Genomic DNA, 14,172 nt, shown 5'->3' on the forward strand with positions numbered 1-14,172 from the left:
AAATAGCACACTAGCCTTAGACGGACAGTGTACTATTTTAATTACGTTTTACACATGCTCCAGATAACGTTCCTTCATTTCTTGTAACACATCATCCCCTGGACGATCCCATATCGCTTGATTAATAATCTCCACTTCAATCGGGCCATGATAACCAGCTTTTTCTACAGCATTTCGTATTCTCCGTATTTCAATTAAACCATCGCCCATCATCCCTCGACCTTTAAAAATATCTGGGACTGGGACAATCCAATCAGACACATGGAAACCTAATATATTTCCATTTGCTCGTTCTATTTCCTTATATAAATCTGGATCCCACCAAACATGAAACACGTCCACCACTACACCTACCTGTGATTTACCTACTGCTTCAGCCATTGTATTAGCTTGACCTAATGTGTTAACAACAGAACGGTCACCAGCATACATCGGATGTAATGGCTCGATTCCTAGTTTTACTCCGTGAGATTCAGCAAATGGTATCAATTTTTCAATACCTTCTACTACCCATTTTCTAGCTGTGTCAATATCACGGTCCGGTGCGGAGCCGCAAACAAGTACTAGTGTATTTGTGCCAAGCTCAGCCGCTTCCTCAATTGCTCGACGGTTATCATCTAATCGTTCTTCTCGTTCTTTAGCTGTCGGAGCTGGAAACATCCCGCCACGGCACAGACTGGAAACCTTCAAGCCGGAATCTTGAATGATTTTCTTACTCTGAGCCAAACCAATTTCTTCAATCTTATGTCTCCATATGGAAATCCATGGAACCTCTGCACGTACACAGCCCTCTACAGCTTCACGTAAATTCCATTTTTCCGTAGTTATCTGGTTTAAACTTAATCTATCCAATAATGGATGATCTCCCATTACCTTCCCTCCTGTCGTATACCAGCCTGCTCGAGCACAAGCTTCATACGCTCAACTGCAAGGTCTGGATTCATCAATAAACCCGCTTCATCAGCCATAACGAATAAATCAGATAAATGCGTAATAGACCTTGCACTTTCTGATCCACCAATCATTCGAAAATGCTCTTGATGTCCATTTAAATAAGCCATAAAAACTACACCCGTTTTATAAGAGAAGGTTGGCTTTTGAAAAATATGTCTTGATAGCGGAACTGTTTTTACCAATAACGCATCATAAGTTTTCAGGTCCCCTTTATCTAACGCATGCATTGCTGCAGCTGCAGCAGGGGCAATCACATCAAAAATTCCTAATAACGCATGGCTGTATCCTTGGTCGTCTCCCTTAATTAACGATGGATAATTAAAATCGTCCCCAGTGTACATTTTTACACTATCCGGCAACAAACGGCGCATCTTGATTTCTTTTTGATCATCTAATAACGAAATCTTAATTCCATCCACTTTATCTTCATTTTCACGAATAATTCGTAAACAAACGTCCATTGCATCATCAAGATTCTCATATCCCCAATATCCTTTTAGGGCTGGATCAAACATGTCTCCAAGCCAATGTAAAATAACTGGCTGCGATACATTCGTTAAAATCTTTCGATAAACCCGTTCGTAATCCTCAGGACCTTTTGCACAAGCTGCTAAAGCACGACTTGCCATTAAAATAATTTGACTTCCTTCTCCTTCTACAAAAGAACATTGCTCTTCATAAGCGGCCTCGACGTCTTCAATCGTTACATCAGGGCCAGGAGCAAGATGGTCGGTACCGGTACCACTAGCAATTTTCCCATTTACGGAACGCGCTTCTTTCACCGAACGACTAATTAATTCTTTCGCATGCTCCCAATTCAATCCCATCCCTCGTTGAGCTGTGTCCATTGCTTCCGCTACGGAAAGACCTAGCGACCATAAATGATGTCGGTATTTCATCGTTGCATCCCAATCGATTTGTGCGTTTGATAACGGATCCGTATCTGCTAGCGGATCAGCAACAACATGGGCAGCAGAAAATGCAATTCGACTTTCGAACGCCTTTCCTTGTGGTAAATCAAAAGAAAGGTCATTTCCTTGTGGTTGATAAGGATAAAGGCTGCGATCCTTCCCTGGTAATGTTAGTGTATGACTCATGTAATCTCCTCCTTATACCTTTAGTTCCGGTACATCTAACCAGCGTCTTTCTCCCCAAGACTTCAATCCTAATTCAGATAACTGTGTACCTTTTGCTCCTTCTAATAAATCCCATGGGAATTCCGTATCTTCTACAACATGCTTTAGGAACAATTCCCACTGTATTTTGAAACCATTGTCGAATTCTTGATTACCTGGAACCTCTTCCCACTGAGATAAAAAGTCATGCGGGTTTTCAATATCTGGATTCCAGACAGGCTTTGGTGTATTAACACGATGCTGTGATTTACAATTACGTAAACCTGCAACGGCACTTCCCTCTGTTCCATCAACTTGAATCGTTAACAGGTCGTCGCGGTTTACTCGAACAGCCCAAGATGAGTTTGCCTGAACAACAACACCGTTATCTAATTCAAACGTGGCATAAGCTGCATCATCTGCAGTCGCTTTATACTTATTTCCATTCTCATCCACACGTTCTGGAATATGAGTTGCTCCTAAGCATGAAACAGTTTTTACTTCACCAAATAAGTTATCAATCACGTAACGCCAGTGGGCAAACATATCAACGATGATACCACCGCCATCTTCTTCACGATAGTTCCACGATGGACGTTGACCTTCTTGCCAGTCACCTTCAAATACCCAATAGCCAAACTCCATACGAACAGATAACATTTTTCCGAAGAAGCCCGAATCCACTAATCTTTTTAGCTTTAATAGCCCTGGTAAAAATAGTTTGTCTTGTACGACACCATTTTTTAATCCTGCTTCCCTTACAAGCTTTGCTAACTCGATTGACTCTTCTAAACTAGTTGCTGTAGGCTTTTCACAATAAATATGCTTACCAGCCTCGACTGCTTTTCGAATCCCATCTGCACGTCTTACTGTCGTTTGTGAATCAAAATAAATTTGGTTATAGGAATCAGCCAGTGCCTCATCTAAGTTTGTAGACCAACGCTCGATACCGTGTGCGTCTGCTAACGCTTTTAACTTATTCTCATTACGTCCAACTAATATCGGATCTGGCATAAGCATGTCTCCATTTGCCAGCTCGACTCCTCCTTGCTTTCTAATTGCAACGATCGAACGAATTAAGTGTTGGTTTGTCCCCATTCGACCAGTAACACCATTCATTATAATCCCGATTTTTTGCTGTGCCATTTGTGTTTCCCCTTTCGCTATTTGTTAATTCTATCTTAACGACAATAAAAAAATCCGTCTTATTAATCTAAGAACGGATTTCTTAAAATCGGAAATGAATTTAGAAAAGCGGAGAGAAACCGGGCTGCGACGTATGGAATGTTTGACCACTTCACTTTTTAAATTACTGTCTGGTCATACTTCATGCTTGTATGCGGTACGATATTTGTTCGGTGATGTATCCGTAGAATTTTTAAAGGTCCGATAAAAGGTAGATAAGGATTCAAAACCAACCTCGAAGCAAATCGTCGCGATATCCTTGTCTGTTTCGACTAACATTTTTTTAGCCAACCCAATCCGTATTTCCGTTAAATACTGAATTGGAGTAATCTGATATCTTTCTTTAAAAATGTTATTTAAATGCCGCGTGCTGACTCCTAGTTTAGATGCTAAGTCCTCCGCGCTAATCATTTCAAAATAATGGGTGTCCATGTATTTGCGTAGTCTTTCTGCACGCAATACATTTGCATCAAAGGATTCTGGCTGTTCGTTCGATCGTGCAAGCTTTAACAGTAGCTCAGATAAATAAATTTTCAATGCCACGTAATTGATTGAATCACCATGTGACTGCTCATATAACATTTTTCTTAAAAGCTGCCTAACATTACTCCCATCAAAGGGATTAAGCTCAATAAATTCCGTCTTTGCAAAAAAGTGTTCTAACAAATCATTTTTTACCGATGATTCCAGAATAGATTGATCAAATGCAAGCACCAAAACCGTTAACTTGGAATCGGAAATAATTGCATGAGAGGTGAATGGAGTGATGACGGCTACTGTATCCTGCGTGAAGGAATGGCTAGATCCATTTAATATCAGCTTCCCTTCTCCTTCAAGTGCATACAAGATTTGATGAACTTCATGATCATGTTCATGAATCGCATCTCCATCCGTATGTTTACTTTCATACAGACGTATTCCCACCGATGATAAATCTATTTCTCTACTACGCATAACCTCCGAACCCCCAAATGTGATGATGACATGGTACTTTTTAAATAGTAAAATAAAAACTGCCTACGGAGCATCGCTTGACTCAATTTTAAAATAATGTATGATATATTGCATATATTACCACAAGTAAAGTACTTATACTTCAGAGTGAAAAATAATAAACATTACATAATAAAGGGAGGAATCATTGTTGAATAAAAATGTGTCTATCGTACTAATAGGTATAAGCGGATATGGTCATTCCTATTTAAAAGAATTATTTGGCGACAACTATGAAAACGCATACTTATCAGGTGTTGTAGATATTAACCCTAAAAGATCCGATTATTACAACGAAATCATAGACAGAAAGATTCCAATTTATGAAAACCTAGAAGCATTTTATGACGATAATAAAGCAGATCTTGCTATCATATCTACGCCTATTCATCTTCATAAACAGCAAGCCTGTTGTGCCATGAATAACGGCAGCCATGTCCTTTGCGAGAAACCAATGACCGCAAATCCAGATGATATAACGGAAATGATAGAAACTCGTGATCGCACAGGAAAATTCCTTGCGATAGGCTTTAACTGGTCCTTTGCCCCATCAGTCCAGGCATTGAAAAAGGATATCTTAAATGGTACATTTGGAAAACCAAAACGATTGAAAAGCTTAGTACTATGGCCACGAAATCTCGATTACTTTGCTCGATCAGGCTGGGCAGGTAAAAAGTATAGCCCAAGTGGAGAAATGATCTTCGATAGTGTTGCAAATAATGCAACGGCACATTTTATTCATCATCTTTTTTACCTAACAGGACCATCAATAGAAAAAAGTTCTACGATTAAACAAGTAACAGCTGAGCTCTATTTAACTAATGATATCGAAACATTTGATACATGTGCAGTACATGTCCAAACGACACAAAACCTTGATATTTATTACTATGCATCTCACGCGATAAAAGAAGAAGTACATCCAAGATTCGAGCTTGAATTTGAACATGCAACAATATCGTATGCACCTGGAAGTGGTAATGATAATGTAATTGCCTATTTGGCCGACGGTACAAAGAAGCTTTACGAGGATCCCATGCTTGATAAATTAGCAAAATTAAGCGTTTGTATCGAAGCAATTCAGAAAGGAAATCATGCTATTTTATGTGGCGCAGAAGCTGCCTCTTCTCACGTAGCCTTTGTTCAGGCAATGCATCAATCCGTACCTGATGTCCCTACATTTCCACAGCATCTAGTAAACTATGAAAAAGATCAAAAGCTTTATTGGATAGATGGCCTTGGGGACATTCTTACAAATTGCTATAACAATTGGACGTTACCTAGTGATATTGGTGTGGAATGGAGCAAAAAAGGAAAGACCATCGAAAATAAATTAGTCTTTTCTTAACTGCTTTTCATCAAACATAAGGAAAGGGGCTGCCCTTTTGCTTTTGGGACAGCCTCTTTCCTTAGACTCTCTTCCTATTCTTTGTTGTTCTTTTAGATAACAGCCTTTACTTTATTCAAATAATGAAGGAAGCCATAACGTTAAGCTAGGTACATAGGTAATTAATAACGCAACGAGAATACCTACTGCAAAGTATGGGAGTACATCCTTAATTGTTTTTTCTATTCCTATTTTTGCAATGTAACAAGAGATAAATAAGGTAGACCCAACTGGTGGAGTGAATAGTCCTAATGCTAAAGAAACGAGCATAACAATAGAGAATTGAATCGGATCCATCCCTAAATCAGTTGCAATTGGAAAGAAAATCGGAATAAATAAAAACAAGTTAGGTACTAATTCCATAATCATACCAGCAACAAGCATAATCGCTACTAGTACTAGCATCAATAACCAATCTGCTAATCCGAATGAAAGCAATGCCTGAGCAATCATTCTTGGAATTCCTTCTGATATAAGAACCCAAGTAAAAATCATGGATGTACAAACAGTTACCATAACTACACTTGTTCCATACACCGTTTCTCGAAGTGATACAAGAATATTTTTCCAGTTAAGACTCCGGTAAATGAAAATACCAACTAAAAATGCATAGACAACAGCAATTGCAGCCGCTTCTGTGGCAGTCGCAATTCCAAACACAATGGATCCAATTAAAATAACCGGTAGTAATAATGCCCATGAAGCTTTTCGTAAGTTCGTAAATAATTCACCTAATGTTGGCTTATCTTCACTAGGGTAGTCTCTTCTAATCGCAATAATTACTGTTGTAATTAAATAAAATAATCCGACCAAAATTCCAGGAATAACACCAGCTAAGAACATTTTTGCTACAGATTGATCCGCTAGCCAAGCAATAATAATCATTGTACTTGATGGCGGTATAATAATTCCAACCACGGAACTGGATGCGTTGATAGCTGCTGAAAAAGAGGACGAATATCCTTTTCTTTTCATTTCTGGAATTAGTACACTACCTGTAGAAGCAGCATCGGCAACTGATGATCCCGAAACACCAGCCATCCCCATACTGGTAACTACAGACACACAGCCCAATCCACCTGGTAACTGACGAACCATTGAATCTGCGACATTAATAATCCGTTTTGCAATATTTCCATGAATCATTAAGTTTCCTGCCAAGATAAAAAAAGGAATCGCTAAAAATGCAAAAGACTGTGTATTAGAAAAGAATCGTTGAGCTACCATTTCAATCGGAATACCTTCTACCATGATATACATCAACGCTGATGCTCCCATTGAAAAGGCAATTGGAACCCCTAGGATAATTAATAGAAAAAAACTAACGATCATTACTGTAATCATTTAACATATCCTCCTCTCTTGGTGGCTCTAATTTATTCATGAGTATAAGCATAATTTGTATGAGGAGAACGATGATAACTCCAACAAATGAAACAGTTACAGAGTAATATAACCATGATTTTGGAATCCTTAAAACAGGTAATATTTGAGAATTTACTGCCTGAGCAATTTCATAACTTGAAATAAACATAAAAAACGAGAAATAAAGCATGACTAATTTTGCAATTAGGAAAGCTATCTTTTGCGCAAATTTCGGCATTAATTCTCTGAAAAAGTTAATGGATAAATGATCTTCGTTTTTCGTTACAGATATTGCAGTTATAAAGATGATCCAAGGAAATAGCAACTGTGTTAATTCGGTTGAAAATACTAAAGGAAAATTGAATACATAACGACTAAGTACTTCACCAAAAACAACAATCGTTAATAATACCATTAAAAAACTTGAAAATAAGTCGATACCTTTAATCCAACTATCTATTATTTTGCTGTATTTGCCTTTTTCCTGTTGTGTCATTATTCCCACCTCCAATAAGGAATAGATTACTGATAAAAGCAAGGAGGCCTGATATAGGCCTCCGATTATGCTTTACCAGATTTAGTTTCTACCATTACTAAAAAATTATAAAAAATTTCCTTTTAAACGGTAGCTTATTTTACTTATTCGCACGGTATTCTTCAAGGAAGGATTGCATGTCATTAATGATATCTTCCCCCATTACATCAGCCATTGTTTCATACACTGGCTGTACTGCTTCTTGGAACGGTGCAAGTTCTGGCTCTGTAATTTCTTTAAATGCATCCTGTGCCATTTCCAAATACTTCTCTTCGTTCTCCGCACCAAATTGACGTGCTGCTTCTGTTGCTTTTTGTCCACCCTCTAAAACAACTTGTTGTAATTCTTCATCTAAGTTGTTAAAAAGATCGTTATTCATAATGAAATACGCATAATAATACGTGTGATTTGTAATTGCCAAGTAATCCTGTACCTCGTCCATGTTTTGGTCAAAGATATGAAGTAGCGGATTGAATTGACCATCAATAACACCTTGAGACAGTCCATTATAAATTTCAGTATAAGCCATCGTAGAAACAGAGCTATCGAAAGCTTTAAATGTTTCAATTAAACTCTTATCATTTGGAGATCTCATTTTCACCCCTGCTAAATCTTCTGGTGTATGAATCGGTCGAACATTATTTGTAATTTGCGCAAAGCCTAAGTCAACATCACCAAGCACTTTAAATCCTTCTTCTTCACCAAGCTCTTTTAAGTGATCTCCAATTTCACCATCTAGTACTGCATAAGCTTCATCTGTGCCTTTCGTTAAAAATGGTAAAGAAAGTGCAGCATACTGTGGTACAATATTTGCCATCATGTTTGATCCAGCGATTTGCATGTCTAATGCACCAATTTGAACTGCTTCAATCATCTCTTGTGCTGTTCCATACGTTTCATTCGGGAAAAACTCGATGCTAATACGACCATCAGAATTGTCCTCTACGTATTCAGCAAAGGCTTTTGCTGCTTCCCCACGTGCTGTACCATCTAAACCGGAGTTCCATCCTAGCTTCCATTCATAAGTTTCACCTGCAGCATCTTCTCCGTTTTCTTTAGAAGATGTTTCATTACCACTACATCCTGCTACAATTGTCAAAATAGCAGCTATTGCAATAAACGTAATCCATTTAATGTTTCTCATTTCATTTCCCCCTCTTATTTTACTCTACAAGTTTCTCTAAGAATTTCTTTAATACGTGAACAGTTTGAACACAATCATACAAAGATGACCATTCAGCTGGATTATGACTAACACCATCTTTACTTCTTGTAAACAACATAGCCGTTGGAACATATCTACCAACAACCATTGCATCATGTCCTGCACCACTAGGTAAATAAAAAGCCTCTTTACCTAATATTTCTTGCGCAGCTTGTCCAGCTTTTGCTTGCATGGTTTCATCTATTGGTACCGGTGATACCTTAAGAGTCTCCTCAATTGATAACTCGATATCATTATTATCAGAAATGCGCTCAGCAGCTTGAATAACAAGTTCTGTTAATTGATTCCTTGTATCTTCGTGAATATCTCGTATATCAACGGTTAGTCGGACCTCTCCAGGGATAACGTTAACACCATTTGGAGAAACCTGTAATTTTCCGACGGTAGCAACTGCAGAAGAACTAACAGTCGATGGAAGCTTCTGCACTTGTAAAACAAATTCACTTGCAGCAGTCAAGGCATCATTACGATCATTCATTGGTGTATTTCCAGCATGGCCTGCCTTCCCTTTAAACGTAACGTTTAACCAGCAAGGACCAGCAATACCAGTTACCACACCGACTGGAAGATCCTGTTTTTCTAATCGTTTTCCCTGTTCGATATGCACTTCTACAAACGAATCAACCGTTGAAAAATCTCTTTTTGCTTCTAAAAAGCCCTCCGCGGATAATCCATCTGCTTCAACTACCTCTTGAAAAGATCTGCCATCAAAATCATTTAGCTTCACCTGCTGCTCCAGATCAAATTCTCCTGTAAAAGCACGGCTGCCAGTGAGCCCTCCATTAAACCTTGCACCTTCTTCGTCCGTAAAAATAACGACTTCAAAAGGCTTCTTCGGCTGAAAATTGGTCTCCTTCCAAGCTTCAGCTACTTCTAAAGCAGCTAACACGCCTAACGGACCATCAAAGTGGCCGCCATTCGGCACACTATCGACATGTGAACCAGACAAGACAGCTGGCAGCTCTTCTTTTCCTTCCAATCTGCCAAATACATTACCTGCACCGTCTTCTACTACCGTTAAGCCAGCTTCTTTCATCCAAGTTTTTACTAACTCTTTTGCCTGTCTCTCTTCTTTAGAAAAAGAAATGCGGTTACACCCATCATCCTCTGTTAAACCGATATTAGCTAATTCAGCTAACCTCGATGCTAGTCGATTTCCACTAACCCCCGAGTGATCAATAGAAACTTCATAATCATTCCTTAATCTATCAAAAAGGAGCTGGTTTAGCCTTTGCTTTGTTGTCATGGAACCCCTCCTTCAACTTTTAGTAAATTAATATTTTAAATTATATGACAATTCCAACAGTTATCAAATGTCTAATGCAGACAAATCTACAAGTTGGTTTTTATCGGTTACCAACAAAAGGGCTAATCTTTCATTCCTAGATATTCCAAAATATACAAACCTAACTGTAATTCAAAGGCCTTTCTCCCATTAACTTTATCTACTTTCAAAATTTCTTTAATTGATTTTAACCGATATTTAATTGTGTTCGTATGAACAAATAATGCCTTGGCACTTTCGGTCATATTCTGATTTGATTCCAAATAAACCTTTAATGTCTTTAATAATTCCGTATCATGCGTTTGATCGTGAGCTATTATCGTTCCAATAACAGAATCTACATACTCTTTCAATTCGCTTCGATCTGTTTTTAAAAAAAGACGATATGACCCTAATTTCGGATAAGTTAAAATGGTTTCTTCTTGATTCGTCGATTGTAAAAATTGAACACAACGCTTTGCATCCCGATAAGATAGTCGAATACGTTTAAGCTTATCAACTACTTGGCCTAACCCTACTAATATAGATAACTGGTAATATTCATTTGATAACTTAATTATTTTTTCAAAAAGCTCTGTTAGCTGATTAAACACTTGTTCTTCATTTAACATGGAAGACATCGTAAACATCATCGTTATTTCCATATTATGATCATGGATTAATGTCTTATAAGGAAGACGAGATATCTCTCTACAAAGTAATCGAAAGAATTGTTGTTTCTTTTCACTTACTTCCTGAAATGAAACGAGCGGATCTTTCATATATAGATGCGCAATGACATATTGATGGTTTTCTTTTTCAGGAAAATTAATTTTGGCTAAATAATTAGATGAAAGTTCTTCATATGGGGAATGAATGAGCTGTTCCAACACATAACCGGAATAACTAAAATCGTCAGCAATTAATCGATCACGACGATTCATTTCCATCGCAAAAATTGTACTAGCCTGTTCAACCGCAAATCGATCTAATGGATCTAACTCATACTGGTCATCTACAAATATAGTAAGCACACCTAGGTTCAATTTGTCTGTTTGAATAGGAAAGAAATAGACCTGATAATTACCATTTAACAAAGCCATACGATAATGCGATATACTGTGTTGTTTAATTGCTTCCGTTAACGTCATTGGATGCTTTTCAACTACTTCATTGGAAAGGGCTTTGGCATCTTGGTCTGACACTGCCATAGGGTCCATAAATTCATTGAATACGACAACTCTCTTATTTAATAATCCTGCCAACGCTTCCGTAATATCGCTTAAACCACCTTTAGATAAGGAAACCTTGGATAACTCTTCATGAATACGTTTTGTTCGTTCATTTTGAGAAAACAAAGTTGCATTTTCGATTGCTATCGACGCCTGCACACCAAATGTCTCCAATAAACGTAAGTCCGTCTCATCAAACTGTACTTTTTCTTTATAGATATCAACGGTTAAGACCCCAATGCATTCCCCTTTAGATATAAGCGGTACACTAATGGCACTCATCGGATACTCCATTGCCCCCATGGCTTTCGTATATAACCGTTTCGTTTCATCTGATATATTAGACATTCCACTCGTAGTATCTGACTTTGATGAAAAAATTTTTCCTTTCTTAGATAAAAACGTTCTACCACTCATTCCCTCACCAGGATCCATCAAAATCTGTTTCAAATAATCCATATTAAAGCCAATAGCACTCTTGGCATATAATTTATCTATTCGTTTATCATATAAAAATAAAACACTTGCGTTTGCACCTTCTATAACATTAAGAACCTCTTTAATTAATTGGTGCAGCACTTCATCCAGATCTCGAGTTGAATTTAACACCTTTACTGCATTTATTAAACTCATTAATCGCTTTTCATTTTCCATTTAACATCACCTAATACTAGTATAACGAAAAAAGCAATATAAATAGAGGTTATTAGCCTAGTAATTAATGGTAGACAAATAAACAAAGAAAAAAAGAGGCGTCCCAAAGTTGGGACAACCTCTATTATAAATCTCCTAAATGTTCGTTTCTTAAAATCACTACATCCTTTGCTTCAATCGTTACTTTTCCGGAAATAACATCTCCCGAAAATAAATTTTCTTTCCGTTCCTCTCCTAAATCAAACGTACTATCATGGTCATTATGATTCATGACAAATAAATAGGACTTGCCATTTTTGACTCGCTCGGATACTTCTACTCCAGGACCAGCCTTTAATAAAGAACGTATCCCTTTTTCTTCACAGATCGTTGTTACAAAATCATTTAAAAATGCCTGATCTGGACTAGAGGCAAGATACCACGCCTGCCCGCTTCCATATTGATTTTTTGTTACAACTGGCATCCCTTGATAAAAATCTTCCCCATATTCAGCGATGACTTCCGCACCTTCACTATGAATCAAGTCAAACAATAGATTGCAAGTGTATTCTCCTGACAAGCTACCCGTACTATCATTTGTTACAATTTTGTTTTTCTTATCCGGATGTAAGGCATCTATTTCTTCCGCCCATATCCCTAACAAGCTTCTTAATTCTCCTGGATACCCGCCTAATGTAACTAAATCATTTTCATTCACTAATCCACTAAAGAAAGTAGTTACAAAGGTTCCACCATTAGCCACAAATTCTTCTAATCTATTCGCATAGCCTTCTTTGACCATGTAAAGTACCGGTGCAACGACAATGTCATATTTACTTAGGTCTCCATCTACTCCTATCATATCAACTTGGATGTTTTGCTGGTAAAACGCGTCATAATATTTGTGAACCTCCGCTACATAATCCAAAGCAACAGAAGGACCACTAGATAAATTAATTGCCCAACGATTTTCCCAATCGAAAACAATACCAACCTTGGCTTCCACACGGGCATCAACAAGTTGATCGGCCAATTGTTGCAATTCCTTTCCTACTTTGGCAGTTTCTTGAAATACTCTTGTATGCTCGTGTCCAACATGCTCAATCACTGCTCCATGATATTTTTCAGTAGCACCAACGGAACGCCTCAATTGGAAAAACATGACTGTATCAGCGCCACGGGCAACTGCTTGGTAACTCCATAGCCGCATGACACCAGGTCTTTTCAAGGAATTATATGCTTGCCAATTTTGTTGACTTGGCGTTTGCTCCATCAACATAAAGGGTTGGCCGCTTTTCAATCCTCGCATCAAATCATGGTTCATCGCTGTTCGACTGATTGGCGTATCGATCCGAGGGTAATTATCCCAAGACACTACATCCAACTGTTTTGCCCACTTAAAATAATCCAAGTCTAAAAAAGTTCCCATTAAATTTGTCGTAATAGCCGTTTCAGAATCATGCTTACGTATCGCGTCGTATTCTAATTGATAGCAATCTAACAGGCTATCAGACATAAAACGACGATAATCAAGGGAAATTCCTTGGAAAAAGCTTACGTCTCCAGGGCGTTCTTCACTCAAATCATTGGGAGCAACAATTTCACTCCAATCGTAAAAGGTGTGTCCCCAAAATCGAGTATTCCACGCTTTATTAACCGCTTCCAATGTTCCGTATCTGTTTCGAAGCCACTCACGAAACGCTTCCTCACACTGTTCACAATAACAATATCCACCATATTCATTCGACACATGCCAAATTAGGACAGCAGGGTGATCCTTGTATCGCTCTGCTAGCTTATGCGCCATTCTCTCCGAATACTTTCGATATGTAGGACTATTTGGACAGGAATTATGCCTTGCACCAAACTTTCTTTTTCTTCCATAAAAATCCACGCGCAAAACATCAGGGTATTTCTTTGCCATCCACGCCGGATGTGCTGCTGTACTAGTTGCCAAACAGGTATAAATTCCATTCTCGTAAAGTCTATTAATCGTCTCATCTAACCATTCAAAGTTATATGTGTTTTCATTCGGTTGATTTAATGCCCATGAAAAAACATTTAATGTAGCAATATCTATCCCTGCTAACTTAAACATGCGCACATCGTCCTCCCAAACAGCTGGATCCTCCCACTGTTCAGGATTATAATCTCCTCCATACCAGATTTTAGGTAGATTTTCATTAATCAACTTTTTCCCCACCTTTGTGATATAATATATTATCATTGTATCCGTTTACAAACCGCTTTTAAATATAAGATTTTTGTGAGGAATATAATAATC

At 38.0% G+C, this 14,172-nt stretch carries 11 protein-coding genes; 1 reads left to right on the top strand and 10 read right to left on the bottom strand.

What is annotated here, in order from left to right; all coding sequences use genetic code 11:
* Nucleotides 1–48: 48 nt before the first annotated feature.
* From JOC48_RS04015 to JOC48_RS04030, 4 genes are all read right to left on the bottom strand, one after another.
* On the bottom strand, nucleotides 49–870 hold the full coding sequence (locus JOC48_RS04015; RefSeq protein ID WP_204497764.1) for a sugar phosphate isomerase/epimerase family protein: 822 nt from the start codon (nucleotides 868–870) through the stop codon (nucleotides 49–51).
* Entirely contained in the window at nucleotides 870–2,051 is a 1,182-nt protein-coding gene (locus JOC48_RS04020) for a dihydrodipicolinate synthase family protein (RefSeq protein ID WP_204497765.1), read from the bottom strand. Before JOC48_RS04020 ends, JOC48_RS04015 begins: the two co-directional genes overlap by 1 nt.
* Nucleotides 2,052–2,063: 12 nt before the next feature.
* Nucleotides 2,064–3,215, bottom strand: coding sequence for a Gfo/Idh/MocA family protein (locus tag JOC48_RS04025; RefSeq protein WP_204497766.1), 1,152 nt, complete (start codon nucleotides 3,213–3,215; stop codon nucleotides 2,064–2,066).
* 174 nt (nucleotides 3,216–3,389) lie between these two features.
* On the bottom strand, nucleotides 3,390–4,208 hold the full coding sequence (locus JOC48_RS04030; protein ID WP_204497767.1) for an AraC family transcriptional regulator: 819 nt from the start codon (nucleotides 4,206–4,208) through the stop codon (nucleotides 3,390–3,392).
* Nucleotides 4,209–4,398: 190 nt separating this feature from the next.
* Here JOC48_RS04030 and JOC48_RS04035 point away from each other — a divergent pair, with 190 nt between their 5' ends.
* Nucleotides 4,399–5,595 carry a Gfo/Idh/MocA family protein gene (locus tag JOC48_RS04035; protein WP_204497768.1) on the top strand — a complete coding sequence of 399 codons (1,197 nt, stop codon included), beginning with the start codon at nucleotides 4,399–4,401 and terminating at the stop codon, nucleotides 5,593–5,595.
* Nucleotides 5,596–5,706: 111 nt separating this feature from the next.
* On the opposite strand, the gene JOC48_RS04040 is transcribed toward JOC48_RS04035, so the two are convergent.
* The 6 genes from JOC48_RS04040 to JOC48_RS04065 all read right to left on the bottom strand — a co-directional run bounded on the left by JOC48_RS04040 (nucleotide 5,707) and on the right by JOC48_RS04065 (nucleotide 14,079).
* Nucleotides 5,707–6,978: a TRAP transporter large permease gene (locus JOC48_RS04040; protein WP_204497769.1), complete on the bottom strand. Its 1,272-nt coding sequence runs from the start codon at nucleotides 6,976–6,978 to the stop codon at nucleotides 5,707–5,709.
* Nucleotides 6,956–7,495, bottom strand: coding sequence for a TRAP transporter small permease (locus JOC48_RS04045; RefSeq protein WP_239584180.1), 540 nt, complete (start codon nucleotides 7,493–7,495; stop codon nucleotides 6,956–6,958). The genes JOC48_RS04040 and JOC48_RS04045 overlap by 23 nt, the downstream gene beginning before the upstream one ends.
* Before the next feature lie 139 nt (nucleotides 7,496–7,634).
* On the bottom strand, nucleotides 7,635–8,678 hold the full coding sequence (locus tag JOC48_RS04050) for a TRAP transporter substrate-binding protein (protein WP_204497770.1): 1,044 nt from the start codon (nucleotides 8,676–8,678) through the stop codon (nucleotides 7,635–7,637).
* A gap of 19 nt (nucleotides 8,679–8,697) precedes the next feature.
* Nucleotides 8,698–10,005, bottom strand: a complete 1,308-nt coding sequence (locus JOC48_RS04055; RefSeq protein WP_204497771.1) for a Zn-dependent hydrolase — start codon at nucleotides 10,003–10,005, stop codon at nucleotides 8,698–8,700.
* Between the two features lie 122 nt (nucleotides 10,006–10,127).
* A complete protein-coding gene (locus tag JOC48_RS04060; RefSeq protein ID WP_204497772.1) occupies nucleotides 10,128–11,909 on the bottom strand; it encodes a helix-turn-helix domain-containing protein in 1,782 nt (593 codons plus the stop codon).
* A gap of 124 nt (nucleotides 11,910–12,033) precedes the next feature.
* A complete protein-coding gene (locus JOC48_RS04065; RefSeq protein WP_204497773.1) occupies nucleotides 12,034–14,079 on the bottom strand; it encodes a beta-galactosidase in 2,046 nt (681 codons plus the stop codon).
* Nucleotides 14,080–14,172: the final 93 nt, after the last annotated feature.

This window comes from Aquibacillus albus, assembly GCF_016908325.1.
GTDB classification, from domain to species: domain Bacteria; phylum Bacillota; class Bacilli; order Bacillales; family Amphibacillaceae; genus Aquibacillus_A; species Aquibacillus_A albus.